At 38.3% G+C, this 19,970-nt stretch carries 22 protein-coding genes and 1 tRNA gene; 2 read left to right on the top strand and 21 right to left on the bottom strand.

All coding sequences use genetic code 11. The annotated features are described in order from the left end of the window. The first annotated feature begins 194 nt into the window (after positions 1-194). Positions 195-1,004: an endonuclease/exonuclease/phosphatase family protein gene (locus BUA96_RS11840; protein WP_072983339.1), complete on the top strand. Its 810-nt coding sequence runs from the start codon at positions 195-197 to the stop codon at positions 1,002-1,004. Position 1,005: 1 nt separating this feature from the next. Here the strand turns inward: BUA96_RS11840 and BUA96_RS11835 are convergent, their stop codons facing one another. The 12 genes from BUA96_RS11835 to BUA96_RS17295 all read right to left on the bottom strand — a co-directional run bounded on the left by BUA96_RS11835 (position 1,006) and on the right by BUA96_RS17295 (position 8,447). Beyond that, positions 1,006-1,920, bottom strand: a complete 915-nt coding sequence (locus BUA96_RS11835) for a hypothetical protein (protein ID WP_072983337.1) — start codon at positions 1,918-1,920, stop codon at positions 1,006-1,008. After that, complete coding sequence (locus BUA96_RS11830; RefSeq protein ID WP_072983335.1) at positions 1,920-3,182, bottom strand: ABC transporter permease; 1,263 nt, start codon at positions 3,180-3,182, stop codon at positions 1,920-1,922. The genes BUA96_RS11835 and BUA96_RS11830 overlap by 1 nt, the downstream gene beginning before the upstream one ends. Positions 3,183-3,184: 2 nt before the next feature. Then, entirely contained in the window at positions 3,185-3,577 is a 393-nt protein-coding gene (locus tag BUA96_RS11825) for a tellurite resistance TerB family protein (RefSeq protein ID WP_072983333.1), read from the bottom strand. 3 nt (positions 3,578-3,580) lie between these two features. After that, positions 3,581-3,883: an excalibur calcium-binding domain-containing protein gene (locus BUA96_RS11820; RefSeq protein ID WP_072983331.1), complete on the bottom strand. Its 303-nt coding sequence runs from the start codon at positions 3,881-3,883 to the stop codon at positions 3,581-3,583. A 22-nt stretch (positions 3,884-3,905) separates the two neighbouring features. Further along, a complete protein-coding gene (yidD, locus tag BUA96_RS11815; protein ID WP_072983329.1) occupies positions 3,906-4,172 on the bottom strand; it encodes a membrane protein insertion efficiency factor YidD in 267 nt (88 codons plus the stop codon). After that, on the bottom strand, positions 4,172-4,408 hold the full coding sequence (locus BUA96_RS11810; RefSeq protein WP_072983328.1) for a hypothetical protein: 237 nt from the start codon (positions 4,406-4,408) through the stop codon (positions 4,172-4,174). The genes yidD and BUA96_RS11810 overlap by 1 nt, the downstream gene beginning before the upstream one ends. Positions 4,409-4,479: 71 nt before the next feature. Beyond that, positions 4,480-4,941 (bottom strand): SH3 domain-containing protein, encoded by a 462-nt coding sequence (locus BUA96_RS11805; RefSeq protein WP_072983326.1) that lies wholly within the window; start codon positions 4,939-4,941, stop codon positions 4,480-4,482. A gap of 17 nt (positions 4,942-4,958) precedes the next feature. Next, positions 4,959-5,228 carry a hypothetical protein gene (locus BUA96_RS11800; RefSeq protein ID WP_072983325.1) on the bottom strand — a complete coding sequence of 90 codons (270 nt, stop codon included), beginning with the start codon at positions 5,226-5,228 and terminating at the stop codon, positions 4,959-4,961. An 18-nt stretch (positions 5,229-5,246) separates the two neighbouring features. Further along, entirely contained in the window at positions 5,247-5,474 is a 228-nt protein-coding gene (locus BUA96_RS11795; protein ID WP_072983323.1) for a hypothetical protein, read from the bottom strand. 105 nt (positions 5,475-5,579) lie between these two features. Further along, entirely contained in the window at positions 5,580-6,245 is a 666-nt protein-coding gene (locus tag BUA96_RS11790; protein ID WP_072983321.1) for a DNA-binding response regulator, read from the bottom strand. Between the two features lie 63 nt (positions 6,246-6,308). After that, positions 6,309-8,123 carry an ATP-binding protein gene (locus BUA96_RS11785; RefSeq protein ID WP_164916929.1) on the bottom strand — a complete coding sequence of 605 codons (1,815 nt, stop codon included), beginning with the start codon at positions 8,121-8,123 and terminating at the stop codon, positions 6,309-6,311. Positions 8,124-8,273: 150 nt separating this feature from the next. Then, positions 8,274-8,447: a hypothetical protein gene (locus tag BUA96_RS17295; protein WP_164916928.1), complete on the bottom strand. Its 174-nt coding sequence runs from the start codon at positions 8,445-8,447 to the stop codon at positions 8,274-8,276. Between the two features lie 378 nt (positions 8,448-8,825). On the opposite strand from BUA96_RS17295, the gene BUA96_RS11780 reads away from it, so the two are divergent. After that, complete coding sequence (locus BUA96_RS11780; protein WP_072983317.1) at positions 8,826-9,617, top strand: hypothetical protein; 792 nt, start codon at positions 8,826-8,828, stop codon at positions 9,615-9,617. 260 nt (positions 9,618-9,877) lie between these two features. Here the strand turns inward: BUA96_RS11780 and BUA96_RS11775 are convergent, their stop codons facing one another. The 9 genes from BUA96_RS11775 to BUA96_RS11735 all read right to left on the bottom strand — a co-directional run bounded on the left by BUA96_RS11775 (position 9,878) and on the right by BUA96_RS11735 (position 19,967). Next, positions 9,878-11,146 (bottom strand): site-specific integrase, encoded by a 1,269-nt coding sequence (locus tag BUA96_RS11775; protein ID WP_072983315.1) that lies wholly within the window; start codon positions 11,144-11,146, stop codon positions 9,878-9,880. 234 nt (positions 11,147-11,380) lie between these two features. Continuing rightward, positions 11,381-11,454, bottom strand: a tRNA-Arg gene (locus BUA96_RS11770). A 104-nt stretch (positions 11,455-11,558) separates the two neighbouring features. Then, complete coding sequence (locus BUA96_RS11765) at positions 11,559-12,008, bottom strand: GatB/YqeY domain-containing protein (RefSeq protein WP_072983313.1); 450 nt, start codon at positions 12,006-12,008, stop codon at positions 11,559-11,561. Positions 12,009-12,128: 120 nt separating this feature from the next. Next, a complete protein-coding gene (ftsZ, locus tag BUA96_RS11760) occupies positions 12,129-14,156 on the bottom strand; it encodes a cell division protein FtsZ (RefSeq protein ID WP_072983311.1) in 2,028 nt (675 codons plus the stop codon). 83 nt (positions 14,157-14,239) lie between these two features. Continuing rightward, the gene (gene ftsA / locus BUA96_RS11755; protein WP_072983309.1) at positions 14,240-15,589 is read right to left on the bottom strand and encodes a cell division protein FtsA; all 1,350 of its coding nucleotides are present in this window, start codon (positions 15,587-15,589) and stop codon (positions 14,240-14,242) included. A gap of 3 nt (positions 15,590-15,592) precedes the next feature. Continuing rightward, on the bottom strand, positions 15,593-16,309 hold the full coding sequence (locus BUA96_RS11750) for a cell division protein FtsQ/DivIB (RefSeq protein ID WP_072983308.1): 717 nt from the start codon (positions 16,307-16,309) through the stop codon (positions 15,593-15,595). Then, on the bottom strand, positions 16,306-17,655 hold the full coding sequence (murC, locus tag BUA96_RS11745) for a UDP-N-acetylmuramate--L-alanine ligase (RefSeq protein ID WP_072983306.1): 1,350 nt from the start codon (positions 17,653-17,655) through the stop codon (positions 16,306-16,308). The genes BUA96_RS11750 and murC overlap by 4 nt, the downstream gene beginning before the upstream one ends. Further along, the gene (gene murG / locus BUA96_RS11740; protein ID WP_072983304.1) at positions 17,656-18,750 is read right to left on the bottom strand and encodes an undecaprenyldiphospho-muramoylpentapeptide beta-N-acetylglucosaminyltransferase; all 1,095 of its coding nucleotides are present in this window, start codon (positions 18,748-18,750) and stop codon (positions 17,656-17,658) included. A gap of 14 nt (positions 18,751-18,764) precedes the next feature. Beyond that, positions 18,765-19,967: an FtsW/RodA/SpoVE family cell cycle protein gene (locus BUA96_RS11735; protein ID WP_072983302.1), complete on the bottom strand. Its 1,203-nt coding sequence runs from the start codon at positions 19,965-19,967 to the stop codon at positions 18,765-18,767. Positions 19,968-19,970 lie beyond the last annotated feature (3 nt).

Below are 19,970 nucleotides of genomic sequence, written 5' to 3'. Positions count from 1 at the left end.
TTGCGTCTGTGATGCTCCTGTGAATCATCACTAAAATTAAACAATCTAAATATATAAATATCAAATCGTTATAGTTTTTAAATTGGATAGTGTACTACAAGTCTTTACTAATTTCAGTTTCACTGTACAGATATCTATAAAATCAAATATCTGAATAGTTGTATTTTTAGATTTCTAGCCAAATTAGATTTTCGATGAAAAAATATATACTTTTAGTTTTACTCTTTTGTTCTTTCGCATCCTTTTCTCAACAAAAAGAACTTATCCTTGCTTCCTGGAACATTCAAGATTTTGGAAAAACCAAAAACACAGAAGAACTTGAGCAGATTGCAGAAATACTCAGAGATACAGACATAATTGCTATTCAAGAGGTTGTTGCAGGTTATGGGGGAGCTCAGGCAGTAGCTAAGCTATCAGACATTCTAAACCGCAAAGGGGCTAAATGGGATTACGTAATAAGTGACCCTACGAATAGTTCGAAGTACGTAACTGAGCGCTATGCGTTCATCTGGAAAACTTCTAATATTAAAATTAAGAATAGAGGTAAGCTTATCGCTGCTCTGGATTCAAAAGTAGATCGCGAACCCTTCACGATAAACTTTTATCTGGACTCAAAGGTTTTACAGGTTATAAACTTTCATTCCAGACCTCACGATAATAATCCTCAAGCTGAAATAAAAGCAATATCTGAATACATTGTCAATGCTAAAACGGGATCTTTAATTTTTGCTGGAGATTTTAATACTATAGTACAAGACCCTGTATTTAGCACATTAAAAAGTAACGGCTTCGTTCCTGCTTTAGTCGAGCAAAAAACCACTCTAAAACGATCGTGCACCGGATTAGACTACCTTAACCACGCGATTGACAATGTATTCTATTCAAAGGACCTAACATACATTGATAGCGGAGTGCTCGACTTTGTAATGTCTTGTGATCAGCTAGATAAAGCTCGTAAACTTTCAGATCACTTACCTGTTTATATCAAATTTAGTCTGTATTAATTTATTCATCCCATATAAATTCTTGAATAATTGCATTCATATCTGAAGGTAGCAGTGCTTGTTTGAGCTCATATGTTTCAATTCCCATCTTGGCAAACCAGTCTTCCCAATACTTGAAAATTACATCCTCCTCATACGGATTTTTAGGGTCGGGATTTATGCCTAATACCAGAACCTCTAGAGTATTTAAATTTTTATTTGCTGGGATGAAGCCATAATTCTTAGCTTCTATATTTTCCTCCCAGTTACTCGTATTTAATTTAAATCCTCGTATGGTCTGTGGGGTAAGGTAAGATGTTAAGCCGTTTTCTTTTAGCACAGTGTTCTTATGATAAATATATCCGTCAGTAAGAACTACTAAGATGTTCCTATGATCTTCTTCAATGCAAAAATCATTAATCTTATTTTTAAAAAACCTCCAGACGTCAGAGCCTACGTAGGCGTCATCTAAAATTGATGCTTCATAAATAAGCCTAGGAATACTGTCATATTTTTCAGTAACTGTAAGAATTTTATCTTTAGTTGCATTATCTCTGGTAAACTTCAATTTTAAATCTGCCAGCTTTTTATTAAGCTTACTATCTGCAGGCTCCGGGTCGATGTAAAGCTGTATTTGATCATTGATTTTTATCGATCGCTTATTTCTCAAATGAATTTCAAAAGCATTTGCTATTGAATTGATATACCCCAAATCTCTTTCATAAAATTGCATAGCTTCATCTGGATACTTATCCGGATTGATTCGATCTGAGAGATCAAGTAAAATACTTACATTTAAGTCGGGCCTTTCTGGAGACAGTCTGTCCACAGGCTCGTTAGATTCTGTAATGGCTTTATGAGCTTCTTTAGGTTCACTTTTGCAAGCAACTATTAAAAAACTTAATAATATTAGATTGGCAATTATTTTAATTCTCATTAGTTAATCAGTTTATACAGACGTCCTTCATAGTCTTCGTTGTCAATATTGTATTTTACCAGATGTAGCTTTTCCTGCTCTTCGCAGCTTCTGTACAATTCTTCTTGGCGTTTCCTCCCATCAAAATTGTCTGCTATTGCTAAAAACCAACCTTTCACATATTCTGCGTGATAGGTGAGGTAATGTTTATTTGAAAAGACAAAGCCATCAATAGTACGCTGTAGGTCCAGTATTTTCCCTTCTATACCTGAAATCTCTTCTTTAATTGGCGGAAGTTTTTCTTTGGCCTTATTCAATTCAAGTTCCTCGTTCTTAATCTCTTCCTGTTTGGACCGGATAAAAGATTTGATCATGTCAAAATTTTCATACTCTTTCATAATGAAATCAAACACCAATCCCCAAATGATGTAAACAATGAAGCCAGCAAAAATAATCCCCCAAAATTCCACAGATGAAAAAGCTATAGTTAAATCAAATGGTGGTGAATCTGGTGTCTTATAAAAATCATAGAGCTTTTGTTCAATGAGATAAGCTAAAATGGCATCAAAAATAAAGGTGATCGTAAAGAGCATCCCTATTTTAACAAAGCTCATTATACCCTTCTGCTTTTGAAACATATGGATCAAATAACCCAATCCCATAAATGCAAAAGGTATTGTTGCCACAAAAACCCCTTCAAGCCATCCATCTGCAATAGCTTTAGAAAATGCTTCCGCATCAAAAATGGCTTCACCCAGTTTGTCTGAATCAAAATTCTTGAAAAATGCTGAATACGAAGCTGAAATGTAAAACACCAACAAGTAAAGCGTTATTGGTAACAATACAAAAAGGCCTATATAAAACTGGGCCTTTGGGCGCTTGTCTACCTCAAGACCATATACTTCAGGGTTGCGCTTAACCTCGACCATATCATTTTTCAACGATCTTATTTTGTGCTCAATAGCGCTAACAGTTTCTTCTAAAAGCCCAAGTGCTGTTTTGCGCTTTTTCAATTCAGTTTCCTGTCTTCCCTTTTCATCGAGGTAAGGAGCCTTAAGCTCTTTTTGCAACTGCTCATTCTCACGGCATTTGCCTTTATAATCCATATAGACTTCTTCAAGACAAGTTCTAAAAACTCGATGATTTCCCTCTGCTTGCTTTGACGAGCCATAGCCACTTTCAAAAAAGGTAAGTTTCACTTGCTTAACATCCTCAACTTGAGGTTTCTCATCAGGAATTTTCTCATTCTTTTTTACTGTAAAAATGCTTTTCAGACTACTCATAATTACTCTTGTATTAAATTCATCAACTGTTGTTTAGGCAGTTTTTTTCCTGCGTTCTCTAACAAAAAAGAGGTGAGCTCTGGAATATTCTCATCTAAAAAACCAAACTTTAGACAGTATTTTTTGAGCGTGACCAATTCGTCTGGATCTACTTTGCCATCTGCCCAGATCATAAGGGCCAAATCATAGAGGTAAGATATTTTCTCCTCGGTGGAGTCTGGGACTGTCGAGTTGTGCGAGGGATTGACAAGTATAGCATCCAGCTCAGCCCTGCTTACCCCGCGTTCTTCTGCAAAATGGTAAAGCATTTTCATCTCTAAGACATCGAAATTATCGTCAGAGAAAGCCATTTGATAAAGCCTAAGAAAATGGCTCTTTAATTCGGTAGATATCATAGTTTAATTTTTAGGTAGGTTTTCACAAGGAATCCCGTCATTATCAGAATCTAGGTTTTCAAGGCAAGAAGGATTTTCATTGAATTCTTGTTGAGCCTGAGCTTGACTGTTATAATCAGAGCATTTTCTAGTAGGACAATCCGATTCAGGATTACAAGCTTCTATTCCCAAAATAGAAACTAGTGCTAGCATTAAAAGGAAGCATCCTTTTTTTGATTTAACCTTTTGCTTCGAGCTGGTCTTGCTTATATAATGACCTTGAACATAGGTTCCATCTTTTCGATAATATCCTTTTCGGTATCCCATAATTAATAGTTGAAATAGTGATCTAAAAAATCTCTTCTTTTATATGATGATTGTCAAAGCTTTTTCCACTAGCAGATATAAGTAGCTGTTCTTCTTTAAGTATGTAATAACCTGGCCTACAGTTTTTATACCTAAAATTCAAAGCTTTCAATCCCTCAAAAAAACCCTCATCTTTAGTTATATCAAAGACATAATGGGAGCAACTTTTCTTAAATAAACATCTTCTACGTTTAGCCTTTGGAATTAAGACCCAGTAAAATTTGATAAGTAGAATTAGAAAAACACGCATCAGAAATCACGAGAAAACACAACCATTTGATGCGCTGTAGAATAGCCTTGTTCACCTCCAAAGCTAAAGCATCCCTGAGTGGGCTGCACATAGCTACTTACACTTTCGAGTCTTTCATAATTCCATCCATCCGCAGTTTGATTTTTTATCAATGCCTCTAACTGCTCGGCAACTTGCTTCGTATTTTCCTTACTACGATCAATTGAAGCAATAAAGGGTATAACTTTGTATTCCATTCATTAAGATTTAGATTAAAAAAATAGTAGATCATCAGTATTTTCAGTTTTTTTCATCAAGTAGAATTAGATTATTTTAAGTAATCTCTATATACATAACCTGTATTTTGACTACTTAAAACTTTCACTTTGCACCAGGAATCTAACACCTCCATAACTTCCACTTCCTGATCCACTTTCAGTTTCCCAAGTATTTTTGAAGATGCAGAAGGTGCTTCTCTCAAGTTTAAAACTGGTGAGGATACATGTAACCGCATCCCCTTTTTAAATTTTGCCGATACAGGTGTAGTCTTTGAAGAAACTGACCTGACCGGAGTTGTTCTCACCCGCCTACACACCCCGCAGGTTCCACCATTTTTAGCGCAATGTTTACAGCCTGAGCAATTCTTGCAAGCCGTGCAATAGGAAGATCCTGTGCAGCCGCGTCCCTCTTCACAACAAGGGGTTTCAACAAGGGTGTCCTGAGGTGCAGACTGGGCTTGTATTTCAAAGAAAGACATTAAAAGGATCATCAAAACAAATATGTTTTTCATAATACTAGAACCAGAAATTAAATAGCAATAAATTCACTAGCCTTAACTGCCACCGCTTTTTCCAGTACGACAGAATACATTTGACAAACAGATTTTAAGTCCTCTAAAGCTTGGCTAGAAGACATTTTGGTGTGCCATAAAGTAGTATTGGGCAAATAATAAGTTTTTGATGCTCCATGATATTTAAAATGGTCTAGGTATCCTTTTTCTTCTAATTTTCTCTTTACCTCTGTGTGCGATCTATTAATGTCATAAGAGATCAAGATGTGTCCAATTGTGTTTCCCATAATTTTCAAAATTTATTACTAGCGAATTTTTCGTGAATATTTATACTTTACATTTTGATTTATATAACTATTCAATCCAGAACCGGATTCAGCTAACTTTTTCATTTGATCAATTGATGTTTTTCCTGCTGTTGCATAAGTATATTCATATATGGCGCCAGTAGTGAAGTGAACAACAATCCCATTTGATAACAATTCATAAAATGCTACCCCAGAATCTCTGTTTCGGTTTTGATACCTAATCATAATTAAAGGTTTTAAAAATCTACATCAAACCTAGGGCTATTAAAAATCAATGCCTTACAGAAATCTGTAAGGCATTGATTTTTTTCACTAAAATGATAATGGGTTTTAGATTAACCCTTCCCGTATAAGCTTAGCGACCAGTTCTGTAGAATTCTTAGCGCCAAATTCATCAAAAAGCTTGCTTACACGTTTATCTATAGCGCTTTCGCTATTCGGCCTCAAATCCATTTTTTTCAATTTTACTCGAATCTGCTTTTTACTCAAACCATTTGCTAGATTCTTTAAAATAACCAGATCAAGTTCATCGAGCTCAAATAAATTCTTTCCCAAGTTGAGATCAATTTGAGGAGAAATATAAAACGCTCCATCCCTCACAAGCTCCATTGCTTTTACCAATTCATCCAAGCTCTGTCTGCCTTTACACACGTATGCATTAATCTTATAGGAGTCAAATAGCGTTTTAATTTGAACCGGGTTTTCCTCCATGGAGTTTACGATAATTTTAATATCAGGCTGAAGCTTTCTGGAAACTTCTATCAGTTCATATCCTGACACTATATTTTGATGAGTATGATCTTTCTTAAACGAAAGATCAGTGATCAGTACATCGTAGGCTTCTTGATTTATATGGGCAACTTTGAGGCGATTAAACGCTTTGTCACAATAAAACTCTTCCTGTACTTCAGGTATTCTTAGTTTAGCTTTCAAGGTATCCACAATACTCTTGTTATCTCCTTGAAAATCTTCTGCTATCAAAACTTTTTTAAACATATTGGGTTGCCTTTTTAAATAGGCATCGTAATTAATGCCTTAAATCCATCGCCTTGTATAGAATCAAAAGTAATCGTTCCCCCCTATGGCTTCAATACGTTTTTCTGTATTGAGAAGTCCATTTTTTATAATTTTCTCGTTTTGAGATACCCCTACTCCGTTATCAGAATAACGTATTTCAATACCTTCAGAATTCTTTTTAAAGTTTAAAGTGACTATCGTAGCTTGACTGTGCTTAGCCATATTGATAAACAATTCCCGTAAAACTTTATACAGCGTTATTTTTGTCACATTGCTCAAAACTTGCCAAGTAATTTCCTTACTGCCCGAAATAAGCAGCCGGGTATTTTCAGGTTTAATCTGGTCAAGCATGGTGTAAAGCGCCTCCTTATAGTTCACTCCCGTATCTACTGCATTGATTTCGCGTGAAAAGTCCCTGCTTTGCTGATACAGTTTGTCAAGCTCGTTGAGTATTTTTTCTGGCTCAGATTTGCTTTGTACCAAAAGCATCACGTGATGCAAACCAGCGCCAAAATCGTCGTGCAAACGCTGCGATAATACCGCTTCTGTTTTATAAGAGGCCTCAACCCGGTCTGCCCTGTTTTGGGTTCTCAAGCGCCTTACACGCTGTTTATAGAGGTAATAACCTAAAACCAATAAAATAAAAAGTCCTAAAACACCTATAAAAAAAGCCCACTTAGCAGTTCGCTCACGCGATGCTTCTAACTCTTTTGTTGCTTTTTCCTTCTCTAATCTTAGAATAGATTCTTGCTTTAATTTGTCATCATATTTATATTTTGCAAATTGGGTTTTGACTTTAAGTTCAGATGCAGATAAACTGTCTTGCAATGTAATATACCGGTTCTTATAGGTAATGTTTTGTGGAGCCAACTGCATTTTAAATTTTAATGCTTCCTGTTCTGCACGTGGAATATTAAGTTTTCGGGAAATATCAATCACCGAATCAAAATAGACCATAGCGCGATTTGGTTGTCTTTCCATGTAAAACTCTCCTAAATGGGTATAACTTGCCAAAACTCCTTTGAGATCATTTATATCTTTACGTATTTCTAGAGCTAATAAAAAATTTTCAGGAGGAACACTAGTTCCCATAGACCATTTTGCATAAGCCAAATTATCAAGTACTCTAGCCGTGAGTGTATTTGAATGCTGCAAATCATCACCTGAGATAACTTCTAGAAGAGTAATTGCATCTGTAAACTTTTTCTGATCTATATATATGGTCGCTAGATTATTCTGATAAGCAGCCAAATCTTGAAGAGGTGATTCTTTTAGAATTATTTGATAAAGAGCGGCTGCTTCTTGTAAGTTTTTTAATTTCCGATGATCTTGAGCTAGTCTATCTAATATCGAAAAATAGGTTTGTTGATCTTTGTTTTTTATGGTGAATTTCAAAGCTTCGGTTAGAGTCTCTTTACTTCCAAAAAAATCATTTTGTTCCTTTTGAATCCCACCCATATTTAGCAGCGCTTTAGCTACACCACTGCTATCGCTCGCTTGCTGGTAGTAAAATTGTGATTTAGTATAATGATTAAAAGCACTATCTGGTTGCTGTACTATTGTCTCAAAATAATAACCCATAAGATATTGATGCATCGCAAGTATATGGGGATCATCTAAAAGATTGTTATTGTTAATTAACTTGTCATAATGTAATAAACTGTCATACTCCCCTAATAATAAATGCAAATAGTTTTTTTGGTAGAGAAGGCGTCCAAAACGCAAATCAACAGTTTTATGCCGAACCTTTATAAATGCTTTAGTGGCAAACTCATTACGCTGTTGTAAGCTGTATTCCTTCTTCTGAGCTTTTAAATCGTAGTAACTTATTGAATCAAAATCATCTGTGTCAAGCACAAAATCTAAACTTGTATCTGTACGACTGGTACATCCAATAGCTAAAAAACATATTATCAAAAAAAAGCGACTGTACAACATCTTGTGTTTTAGCCTAAAACTACTAAAAAAGGCTTATAGGTTACTACAAGCCTTTTTGTTTTATCTGCATTATTCATCGCCTTCTGACGGTGGCGGCGGCGGTGGCGGCGGTGTTACTTTTTCATCATCACCTTCAGTAGCCTGAGTGTTGGTAATTAAACGTTCTTCATAAGCGTCTGCACTACAAGAGGCGAGCACGCCATTAAATGCCACAATACATAGGGCTATTATAATTTTCTTCATCTTCTTAAATTTTGTGATTGAACAAAGGGATGGCTGTCCGGGTAGTTCCCAGAGTTTCGCTTTTCAGCCATCATTGAGTTTTGGAGTACTCCTTTTGTTTTTTGGAAAGTGGAAATCTTATGCAGCAGCTTTAAGCTACTTTCCAAATTGGCCGAGCCACTGCATTATAGATTTCCGTAAGAATGAATGTTCTAGAAAAGCTATGTTAGCTATACATAGCAGCAATCATTCTCAGGAACAAAGTAAAGGAAGGATGAAGGTTTGGTTGCAGACAAGCATTAGACTTGTATTGGACAACTTTTCGACACCAATAATCACAAGCCTTCATAGAAGCACTTGTCTAATAGATGTCTATATTTAATTTGTATTTTTAGAATAATGGAGGAATTCTACTTAAAGAAAATCACGAAAGAAGTATTTGAAAAAGCTCAAAATAAATCAGCCTCTCACAGTAATTACGCTTTATCTAAAGAAGTTGAGGCTACAACAACATTAAGTTATCGAACCGTAGAAAGAGCTTTTGATAAGTATATCAATGGAAGAGGTAAAGGCAATAAGCCTATAGCAAATACAATCGAAGAGTTTTGTAGATATTTGGGCTATAGAGATTATGCTGAATACGTTGAAAATAACAAAGCAAAGGAACTAGTACAAGAAGAAATTGGCTTAAGAGAAAATGAAGAAATTGATGACTCATCCGTAAAAGTTAAAGCTCTATCGAATCAAAAAAGATGGTATTCGATTTCTATTTTTGGGACATTTGCCCTGACGTTAATAATTATAGTTTATTTTATCGCTAAGAATAGAGCATCCGAACCAAGTGCATCTATAAAATGCATGACTTGGACAGGTTCTGAATTCGAAGAAATAGCCTGCGGATCAGGAGCCTATTCTACTTATGGAACTGCAATTGAGCCGTATGAAAAGAAACGTTTTGAGAACTTTAGACGGGTCGATGTAGATATCACGACTCAATTCTTTTCAGAACAGAATCAAAAACCATTATTCTGGTATTACAAAAATGATCAAGGAGAAATTGAATATTACACCTCTGCCGGTTTACATCCTGTAAATGGAGAAACTCTTAAAGCAATAACTGAATACATTATTGAAAAATATGTACCTATACATCAAAATAAGCCTTCATCATTTGTTCAAGACACCAAATGAAGAGCTCAAAAAATGAAAGCCGAGTAAGATTTTAGAACTACTTAAAACAATGGATGCTTCCATACTAGTTCGAATTTAGCACAATAAGAGCACTTCAGGGAGTTGACATTAAGACAGCGACTGTTATAAATACTTCCAAAAAGAAAGAGGCTGACTGATGTTTCAGTACAGCCTCAATTAGAATGAATAGCCTTTAATTGTATATTTTTCTACGGTCGTGCAAAGTAAGGCTGTCTCCAAAAGCAAAATTTAAACCGCCACTATCTTATAATCTTCAACCTACCAGCAGCTTTATTAGAGGAAGTAGTTTTAGATTGCAGAACTTCTTGAAGTTTGTTCATATCCTCTTCTACTTTTTTATCTAAAACGCGTGCATAGATCTGTGTAGTTGCTATTTTGGTATGTCCTAAAAGCTTAGAAACGGTTTCTATTGGCATTCCATTGCTCAGTGTCACCGTTGTAGCAAACGTATGACGTGCCATATGGAACGTCAGATTCTTAGTAAGTCCACAAGCTTCCGCAATTTCTTTTAAATATAAATTGGCACGCTCGTTAGTTATAGGTGGGAATAAAGTACCTGAAACTTCTGTTAATGGATGCTCCCTATACTTTTCAATAAGCCTAAGGGCCGTAGGCATTAAAGGTACTTTTACACGGGTATTTGTTTTCTGCCTGTTCGTGACAATCCATTTTTTATCGTCTTCACCCTTCCAGATATTATTAGGTGTTAGCTTGTTTAAATCCACATAACTGATTCCGGTATAACAACTAAACAAAAATAGATCACGAACACGTTCTAAACGCTCTAGTGGAAATTCATAGGTAGCCAAATTAGACAATTCGTGTTCAGAGAGGAATTCTCGATCTGTTTTTTCAAAGGTAGTTTTCCAGCGTCTAAACGGATCCTTGTCCAGCCACTCTAAATGATAAGCGAGTCGAATCATTTTCCGTAGCCGCTGAATGTGTTTCATCACCGTATTGTGACTCATAGCTCTTGGATGCCCTTTAGGGTAGTATTGAACCAAAAAGGTTTCAAAATCGCAAATAAACTTATAATCCAATCGCGAAAGAAAGATATCCTCAAGCTTATTTGATTTTAAGAATTTGAGAACATAGCTTTCCGTAATTCGAAAATTCCGAATAGTGCCCTTAGCAAGTGTACCCTTGATTTTCTCTCTGTGATAATCGATCAATTGAACAAGAGTTTTAGTGCTTTTATCTTCTCCCATAAAATAATCCTTGATCATTTGAGCCGTTAGCACCTTATCTGCTGCTTTCAGCTCCATATAGCTTTGATACAATTGAGATTTGGCCAGATCAAGATATTGATTCAGTTGTTTAGCCATAACCGAGTTACCAAGAACCCGCTTATTTTGACTATCCCATAATTCTAGAGGAACATTTCGTTTGAGACTAATGCTTAATCTCTTTTGATCCATGGTGATTCGTGCATAAATAAGCACTTCCCCATTTTTGTTTTTGCGTGTATCAGCCCAAAACTGAATTGAAAAGGTTTTTGAAGTTCGCATAGCTTTTGATTTAAATTAAACTTGATTGTTACGAAAGTCAAATCCAATCCCATCAAAACTCGTAAAGAGGTAATTTTCTCAGCGGTTAAAAATTGTTACCGTGAAGCAAAAACGTTACCATATTGCTACCATTTAAACTGAAATCACTTCAAATTAAATGATAGTCTAAAAACTTGAAAACCACGTATTTAATAAAAATACGTGGTTTTTGCATCCATTTATTTGGACCTTTTGTGACCCCGGAGGGATTCAAACCCCCAACCCTCAGAGCCGAAATCTGATGCGCTATTCAGTTGCGCCACGGAGCCTATTTATATTGACTTTTACTATCAGTGTCAGTCTGATGTTCTATTCATCCCGATAGTTATCGGGAGCGCCTATGCGTGTATTTTTTCGCTTGCGCGAAAAGTTGTTATGCTAATTTACTTTTTACGATAGTCGAGATCGTTTTACCGTCTGCTTTACCGGCAAGTTCTTGAGAAGCAAGCCCCATAACTTTACCCATATCCTGCATTCCGCTAGCTCCGGTTTTCTCTATGATTGCCGCTACGACTTGCTCAATCTCTTCCTGACTTAATTGTTCTGGTAAAAACTGCTCGATCACTTTAGCCTGCGCAAGTTCTTCCTGAGCCATTTCTTCTCGCCCCTGCTCCTGATAAATCGCAGCACTATCTTTGCGTTGCTTTACCAATTTCTGAAGCATTTTGATCTCTTGGTCTTCAGACAACTCATCTCCCGCTCCACTTTCGGTTTGGGCTGTAAGAATAGCTGATTTTATCGCGCGCAATGAGGCAAGAGCATTTTGATCTTTTGCTTTCATTGCTGCTTTCATCGCCGTCATTACTTCGGTCTGTAAACTCATGACTTCTTTAATTTTTGGAGAGCGAATATAGCCAAAATTCGCTTTTCACACCACACATTTCACTAAAAAGAAAGGCCGCTAGTTTTCACTAACGGCCGCTCCTACATCGGTTTTTACTAACTAATCGACATTATCGTGTAAGAATGAATTGTTTCTGCGTAATTGCATCTCATCATTCTCATCGGTGCTTAAAGAAGTACGTGAAATAGAACTTTTAGCACTCGGATTTGAATCTAGATTTACTCCCATTCTTTTATAAGCCGGTTGCTTCTCAATCTCATCAATGCGCGACTGATTATTATGGAATTTATAATTAAACTCCTTCATCATACGTCTGCGTTCTGCAGCGCGCTCGGTAAGCAATTGAGAGATGGGCGCATTCATAGGATCACCATCTTCTTCCTTTACCTCTTCTTTCTCAACAGGCGCAACAGTTTTGCGCTCAAAAGCGATCTCTTCCTCTTGTTTCTTTTGAGGTTCTGCTCGTTTTTGCTGAGTAGGTTGTGCACTGTTTAAATGATCTTCCATCTCCATATAATCATCAAGGCTGTAACGCTTTTCTCCGTTTTCATTCACTTCGGTTACCGAAACGATTTCCACAGGGTTATTCACCTCAATATCGTTGATATCATCATCTAAATTATACACCACTTCTTCCTCCTCATCTTCTGCAATAAATTCTTCTTGGGTCGGAGAAGCTTTTTCATTTAATGGCAAGTCAAAAGAAAGCGTAAACTGCTCTTCTTCCTCTTGATTAAACAAATCTGCCTGAGGTTTGTACGTAGGTTCTTCAACACTTACGATTTTAAATTCTAGCTCTTCCTCCTCTTCTTCAAAAGTGATCTCTGGTTCAGAGTGATCTAAAACTTCCTCGTACACCACCTGAAGGTTTCTGATCAACTCTGTCGTCGGGATCAAATCCATTTTAGGCTTTGGTGTTTCCTTCTTAGGCTTATTTACCATCAGATCCATTGGATCATCCGTATCATCAAGCGTATGCACGATAGGTTTTTTCTCAGGAGCCGGCGCTTCCTTTTTTGGTGCAGGTGTGTCAAAGTTTAACGTCCCTCCGGTATTTTTAGGCGTTAAATCGTGTTGTGCACGCTGCTCATCTTCTAGGGTGTGAATGATCTTCTTCGTTTCGGTATTAACGATATCATTTTGCTGTTCTACATTAAACCCCGTAGCGATAATTGTTACCGATATCGCATCTCCAAGGCTTTCTTCTTCTCCAACACCCATAATGATATTTGCGCTATGACCAGCCTCATCTTGAATGTGATCGTTGATCTCACCGATCTCATCAATAGTGATCTCTTCGGTTCCTGAAACGATAAGCAACAGTACGTTCTTGGCACCGGTAATTTTATTGTCGTTCAACAATGGTGAGTCTAATGCTTTTCTGATGGCGTCCTGAGCACGACTCGCACCACTGGCATTAGCACTACCCATAATAGCGGTTCCGCTATTACTCAATACGGTTTTTGCATCACGAAGGTCAATGTTTTGCGTGTAGTGATGCGTGATCACTTCGGCAATACCTCTTGAAGCGGTAGCAAGAACTTCGTCTGCTTTGCTGAATCCTGCTTTAAAACCAAGATTACCATATACCTCACGTAATTTATTGTTGTTGATCACGATAAGCGAATCAACATGCGAGCGTAATTTTTCAACTCCCAACTGCGCTTGTTCATTACGCATTTTACCTTCAAACTGAAACGGAATGGTCACAATACCTACGGTAAGTACATCCATCTCTTTTGACATTTTTGCAATCACAGGAGCTGCTCCGGTTCCGGTACCACCACCCATTCCGGCAGTGATAAATACCATTTTGGTATTGGTTCCTAACATTTGTTTTACATCCTCAGAGCTCTCGATAGCTGCTTTCTCACCAACTTCAGGATTGGCGCCTGCACCTAAACCTTCAGTAAGACTTACTCCCAACTGAATTTTAATAGGCACCGGACTGTTTTCTAAAGCTTGTGCATCTGTATTGCAGACTACAAAGTCTACTCCTTTAATCCCCTGACTAAACATATGGTTGATGGCATTACTACCACCACCTCCTACGCCTATCACTTTGATGACGTTGCTCTGATTTTTTGGTAAATCAAACGAAATGTTTTCAAAATCTGTGTTGCTCATAATATATCGTTTTACCGGTTGTTTCTTTTGTTTTCTCTTTTTCTATTGGCTTTATAAACGTATTCGCTTATCGTTTTTTTATTTTATTCTGCGTTATCCAAAAAGTCTTTAAACTTTTCTGCCCACGTATCAAAAATGCTTTTGCGTGGTTTCTTTGCCGCTGCCGGCTTTTCTTCTTCTTGTTCAGCAGGATCATCTTCCAGAAGCGGTTCTATAACAGGTTCTTCTTCTACCACTGCAGTATCCTGCGGCTCGTCGTCCTGAATGTTGCGTTGATGCTCTAAACTATTCATCACCAAACCTACGGCTGTTGCATACAACGGACTCGTAGTTTCTGAATCGCTATCACCTGCCAAATGCTCGTTAGGATAACCTATACGTGTATCCATCCCCGTGATGTACTCTACCAGTTGCTTTAAGTGTTTCAGTTGTGAACCACCACCGGTAAGTACAATCCCTGCAATAAGCTTTTTCTTCTGTTCCTCGTGACCGTAATTTTTGATCTCGAGATACACCTGCTCTACGATCTCTACCACGCGTGCGTGAATGATCTTAGAGAGGTTTTTAAGTGTAATTTCTTTTGGTTCTCTACCACGTAATCCGGGAATAGAAACGATCTCGTTATCTTTATTCTCTCCTGGCCACGCTGAACCAAACTTTATTTTAAGAAGCTCTGCCTGCTTTTCTATAATGCTGCAGCCTTCTTTGATATCTTCGGTGATCACATTACCTCCAAATGGAATTACCGCCGTATGCCGAATGATTCCGTCTTTAAAAATGGCGAGATCTGTTGTACCACCACCTATATCAATAAGTGCGACTCCTGCCTCTTTCTCTTCCTGACTCAGTACCGCGTTTGCTGAAGCTAATGGCTCTAACGTTATTTTATCAAGATTGAGACCTGCACTTTTTACACAACGACCAATGTTGCGTATGCTGCTCACCTGCCCTACGACCACATGGAAATTGGCTTCTAACCTTCCACCATACATCCCAATTGGTTGTGTGATTTCGGCTTGACCATCTACTTTATATTCCTGCGGAAGCACGTGAATAATTTCTTCTCCCGGAAGCATAACCAGTTTATGCACCTGGTTGCAAAGCATATCGATGTCTTTAGGTCCTATTACCTGATCTGCATCGGCACGAGTGATATAATCGCTATGTTGCAAACTGCGTATATGCTGCCCGGCAATACCCACAACTACATCTTCTATTTTCATCCCGGAAACACTTTCCGCTTCCTGCACAGCTTGCTGAATAGACTGAATGGTCTGCGTGATATTATTCACTACCCCGCGATGTACGCCTAAACTTTTAGACTTACCAATACCCAAGATCTCTAGCTTATGATATTCGTTATACCTACCTATCATTGCCACAATCTTTGTGGTACCAATATCTAGCCCTACTGCTATGTCCTTATGCTCCATAACTTACTTTTTTGTCCCTACGACCTGCCCTTTAAAGCGCAGATCAACACTTTTATAAACTTCAAGACTATTGTCTTTTATCGCCTTTTGATAAAATGCCTTGTAGTTAGAAAATTTACTAGACAACTGCTCTATTTTGCCTATTACGACATCATAATCAAGCACTCTTAACGTGAGACTATAATCGCCATTTTTAAATCTTGAAATCCCAACAACCTGAGTTGCCAGAACTTTATCTTCTTGTATATACTTTAAAAGCGGATAAACTTCTTTTACCTGCTCTTGTGAAACACCTGTCACTAAGGGCACACGTGCCGAATAGTTAGATGATAGCGGCATCGTCTTGCCTTCTTCATCAATATAAAACGGGGTCTGAGTCTGAACTCGAGCTAGAGGTTTTCTTTGCTTTACAGTCGCTCCCACTACACCATCTAACGTCATATAAACATCTGCATCTGCGATCATTGCGTGCGCATCGAGTTTATCTTCGAGGTCTTTCAAATCTAAAATTTCTTTGTACTGCCCCTCAATAGGTTTCCCGTTTTGTATCAACAATTTATCAACCGATTCTGCTGTAACAAAGAGGTTTGCACCTGCTTCAAAATTGATTTGAACCTCTTTTACTTTTCGGTTGGCATTGCGCTTATGCGTAAAGGCAACCAAGCCCAGAGTAAGGACCACCAAAACCAGCATTCTTATGTAAAACCAATTGATTTTCATACCGCTAATGTTTTAGTCAGTTTTAAAATTTCTTCTCCTATATCTCCTGCCCCCATCATTACTTTTATCGTAGCTTTTGACGCCTGCAACTTCTCTTCCAGTTGTGCTTTTGAGATCACTTCTTTTCGCGTAAGCGGAATTAACTCCAATAACTTTTCAGAAGTAACTCCCTCTATAGGTTCCTCGCGAGCCGGATAAATATCTAAAAGCAGCAACTCATCAAACTGTGCTAAACTCGCTGCAAACTCTTCCATAAAATCACGAGTACGACTGAACAAATGCGGCTGAAAAACTGCCAAAACTCGTTTGTTCGGGTACATCTCGCGTACAGCACTATGCACTGCGTTTATTTCGGCAGGATGATGCGCATAATCATCAATGAGCACCTCATTTTCCTTTTTAATACGATACGTAAACCTGCGATTAACCCCTTTAAATGCAAACAGAGCTTTGGCGAGCTTATCGGCAGGGCAGCCGTAATGTAAAGCCATCGCCAAAGCGGTTGTTGCATTAGACAAATTATGTCTACCGGGCAGGTTAAGCACTAAATCTTCTATGAGCCCATCAGGATGTTTTAAATCAAAATGGTAAGCTCCGTTTTCTATTTTTACATTTAAAGCAGCATAGGCTGAATGGTCTTCTACACCTACAGTAATTCCGTCGAGCGGTAATCCGTTTTTTACAAACAGGACACCGTCTTCTTTTACTTGAGCTGCAAAATCTCTGAAGCTTTTCTGCAAAGCTTCAGCATCACCGTAAATATCCAGGTGATCTGCATCCATCGAAGTGATTGCCGCGATATTAGGAAACAGTTGCATAAACGAGCGATCAAACTCATCTGCTTCCACAACCACAATTTCCTCACCTTGCTGAATCAAGTTACTCTGATAATTTTCTGCAATTCCACCTAAAAATGCGGTCATCGGCAGCTCGCAAAATGCCATCAAATGACCAAGCATTGCACTGGTTGTGGTTTTTCCGTGGGTTCCGGCGACTGCAAAACAGAATTTCTCTTGAGTCAACCAACCTAAAACTTCAGCCCGCTTTTTGATCTGAAAACCTTCAGTTAAATAAAACTGATAGGCTGTATGCGCTTTAGGAACCGCAGGTGTATAAACCACCAGCGTTTTGTCTAAAACTTTAAATTCAGCAGGAATCGCTTCCAAAGTATCTTGATAACTTATTCTGATCCCAAGCTCTTCAAGAGATCTTGTAATCTGCGAAGGTGTTTTATCATAACCCGCCACTTCTTTCCCGGCAGCGTGAAAATAACGCGCAAGCGCGCTCATCCCAATTCCGCCAATGCCGATGAAATAAATATGCGATATGTGATCAAGCGTTTTCACCTACTGCTTTAATAATTTTTCTACTTCGTTTACAATATGTTCTGTTGCCTGTGGCAATGCGATCTTTTTAATATTATCACCCAAAAGCTGTTGCTTGGCTTCATCGTGAACTAGTGTTTTAAAAACAGGCTTAAACTGTTGTTCTGCTTCTTTCTCTTTCAACAGAATCGCTGCGTTTTTTGATACGATCGCCTCTGCATTTTTGGTCTGATGATCTTCTGCCACATTGGGAGATGGTATAAAAATCACCGGTTTCCCAACTAACATCAATTCAGACACAGATCCTGCCCCAGCTCTGCTGATAATGATATCAGCTGCAGCATAAGCCAGATTCATCGTGTCTATGTATGGCAACACTTGTACATCCTCAACGGCATTATGCTTTTTATATTCTTCATAGTACAATTGCCCACTTTGCCAGATGATTTGCACCTCTTGATCTAAGATGAACTGCAATTCTCTATCCAGCATTTTATTAATGGCTCGAGCTCCCAGACTTCCTCCTAAAACCAATAAGGTTTTTTTATTCTTTTTAAGGTTGAATTTTGCCATCCCTTGCTCTCGCAAACTATCAATCGCTAGCAAATCCTGACGCACAGGGTTACCTGTTTTTACAATCTTATCTTGCGGAAAAAAGCGCTGCATTTCATCATACGCTACACAAATTTTCTGAACCTTTTTAGCCAGAAGCTTATTGGTTATACCTGCATAACTGTTCTGTTCCTGAATCAATGCCGGCACGTTGTAACGCGTGGCCATTTCTAACAAAGGACCACTCGCAAAACCACCGGTACCGATAACTACGTCTGGCTTAAATTTTCTAATAATTCCTGCCGACTTGAATAAACTACTGATCAGCTTAAATGGAAACATTAAATTGGACCAGGTCAACTTTCGTTGAAGCCCCGCGATCCACAGTCCTTTGATCTCGTAACCTGCTTTAGGAACTTTCTCCATTTCCATACGATCTTGAGATCCCACAAAAAGGAATTCCGCTTGCGGATACTTTGCTTTTAAAGCATCGGCAATTGCAATCGCCGGGTAAATGTGCCCCCCGGTTCCGCCTCCTGATAGTATGAATTTATAGTTCTTCAAATCGTTACTTTCGTTTACATCGCTTCGCTTAATACATCAAGCGGATTCATCTCATCTTCTTCTTTAGCGCGCACTTCATCACGCTTAGCACTTACGCTTAAAATAATCCCGATCGCTAAACACGTCATCCAGATCGAGGTTCCACCACTACTCACCAGTGGCAAGGTCTGCCCGGTCACCGGAAATAATTCTACCGCAACCGCCATATTAATCAATGCCTGAAATACGATAGGCAAACCCACTCCCATTACGGCGAGCTTCCCGAAAACCGTATCGGCTTTATGTGCTACTACTAAAATTCTAAATAGCAGTAGCAAATACATTAACAACAACATCAAACCTCCTACCAGACCAAATTCTTCTACGATGATCGCATAAATAAAATCTGATGAGGATTGAGGCAAAAAGTTTTTCTGAACACTTTTACCCGGTCCTAAACCGGTAAGGCCTCCGGTTGCAATCGCGATTTTAGCTTTCTCTATCTGGTAATCGCCTTCGCTATCTTCATCATCAGCAAAACTGTCTATACGGCTCATCCAGGTATCTACACGGTTGGGAAACACCCCCGGAAATGCTTTAGCTGCCAAAACAAACATTGTAAGTGCTAGCAAACCGGTCGCTACGATTATGGCTAAATATTTAAACGGGTAGCCGCCCATAAACACCAACGTCAACACCATCGCAAAAATGATCGCTGTGGTTGAAAAGTTCGCCGGAAGGATCAATCCTAAAACCAAAGCCACCGGTACCCAAAGCGGTAAAATGCTTTCTTTAAACGTGATTTGCTCATCCTTAATTTTTGAAAGATAACGCGCGATATAGATCATCAACACCACCGAAGCCAAAGTCGAGGTTTGAAACGTAATCCCAACAAACGGCACTTTTATCCATCTACTGGCGTTGGCACCATCAATGGTCGTCCCTTGTGCCATCGTGATCAACAAAAGGATGATCACAATAGGAATTCCTATAATTGACAGTCCCTTAAAGTAATGCGCAGGCACTTTGTGCACCCCATAAATGATCGCAAAACCTAAAACCAAATGCATAAAGTGACGCACCAAAAACGGCAATGTTTCCCCATTACCATATAAGTAGGCAAGGTTACTGCTCGCACTAAATACCGGTAAAAAGGAAAACAGCGCTAAAAAGGCAGTGATTGCCCAGATCGCTCGATCTCCTTTTAAGGTTGAAAATATGTTTTTGGTTCTACTCAACGT

Source organism: Leeuwenhoekiella palythoae (assembly GCF_900130045.1).
Taxonomy (GTDB): Bacteria; Bacteroidota; Bacteroidia; order Flavobacteriales; family Flavobacteriaceae; genus Leeuwenhoekiella; species Leeuwenhoekiella palythoae.
This window is presented reverse-complemented; position numbering and strand designations above follow the sequence as displayed.

Excerpts from the sequence above, each read along its gene's own strand:
- BUA96_RS11775 (WP_072983315.1), bottom strand. The coding sequence starts at position 11,146 with ATGCGAACTTCAAAAACCTTTTCAATTCAGTTTTGGGCTGATACACGC.
- BUA96_RS11820 (WP_072983331.1), bottom strand. The coding sequence starts at position 3,883 with ATGGGATACCGAAAAGGATATTATCGAAAAGATGGAACCTATGTTCAA.
- BUA96_RS11780 (WP_072983317.1), top strand. The coding sequence starts at position 8,826 with ATGGAGGAATTCTACTTAAAGAAAATCACGAAAGAAGTATTTGAAAAA.
- BUA96_RS11840 (WP_072983339.1), top strand. The coding sequence starts at position 195 with ATGAAAAAATATATACTTTTAGTTTTACTCTTTTGTTCTTTCGCATCC.
- BUA96_RS11825 (WP_072983333.1), bottom strand. The coding sequence starts at position 3,577 with ATGATATCTACCGAATTAAAGAGCCATTTTCTTAGGCTTTATCAAATG.
- BUA96_RS11800 (WP_072983325.1), bottom strand. The coding sequence starts at position 5,228 with ATGGGAAACACAATTGGACACATCTTGATCTCTTATGACATTAATAGA.
- BUA96_RS11790 (WP_072983321.1), bottom strand. The coding sequence starts at position 6,245 with ATGTTTAAAAAAGTTTTGATAGCAGAAGATTTTCAAGGAGATAACAAG.
- BUA96_RS11805 (WP_072983326.1), bottom strand. The coding sequence starts at position 4,941 with ATGAAAAACATATTTGTTTTGATGATCCTTTTAATGTCTTTCTTTGAA.
- BUA96_RS11830 (WP_072983335.1), bottom strand. The coding sequence starts at position 3,182 with ATGAGTAGTCTGAAAAGCATTTTTACAGTAAAAAAGAATGAGAAAATT.
- BUA96_RS11765 (WP_072983313.1), bottom strand. The coding sequence starts at position 12,008 with ATGAGTTTACAGACCGAAGTAATGACGGCGATGAAAGCAGCAATGAAA.
- BUA96_RS11750 (WP_072983308.1), bottom strand. The coding sequence starts at position 16,309 with ATGAAAATCAATTGGTTTTACATAAGAATGCTGGTTTTGGTGGTCCTT.
- ftsA (WP_072983309.1), bottom strand. The coding sequence starts at position 15,589 with ATGGAGCATAAGGACATAGCAGTAGGGCTAGATATTGGTACCACAAAG.
- BUA96_RS11810 (WP_072983328.1), bottom strand. The coding sequence starts at position 4,408 with ATGGAATACAAAGTTATACCCTTTATTGCTTCAATTGATCGTAGTAAG.
- yidD (WP_072983329.1), bottom strand. The coding sequence starts at position 4,172 with ATGCGTGTTTTTCTAATTCTACTTATCAAATTTTACTGGGTCTTAATT.
- BUA96_RS11835 (WP_072983337.1), bottom strand. The coding sequence starts at position 1,920 with ATGAGAATTAAAATAATTGCCAATCTAATATTATTAAGTTTTTTAATA.
- BUA96_RS11795 (WP_072983323.1), bottom strand. The coding sequence starts at position 5,474 with ATGATTAGGTATCAAAACCGAAACAGAGATTCTGGGGTAGCATTTTAT.
- BUA96_RS17295 (WP_164916928.1), bottom strand. The coding sequence starts at position 8,447 with ATGAAGAAAATTATAATAGCCCTATGTATTGTGGCATTTAATGGCGTG.
- ftsZ (WP_072983311.1), bottom strand. The coding sequence starts at position 14,156 with ATGAGCAACACAGATTTTGAAAACATTTCGTTTGATTTACCAAAAAAT.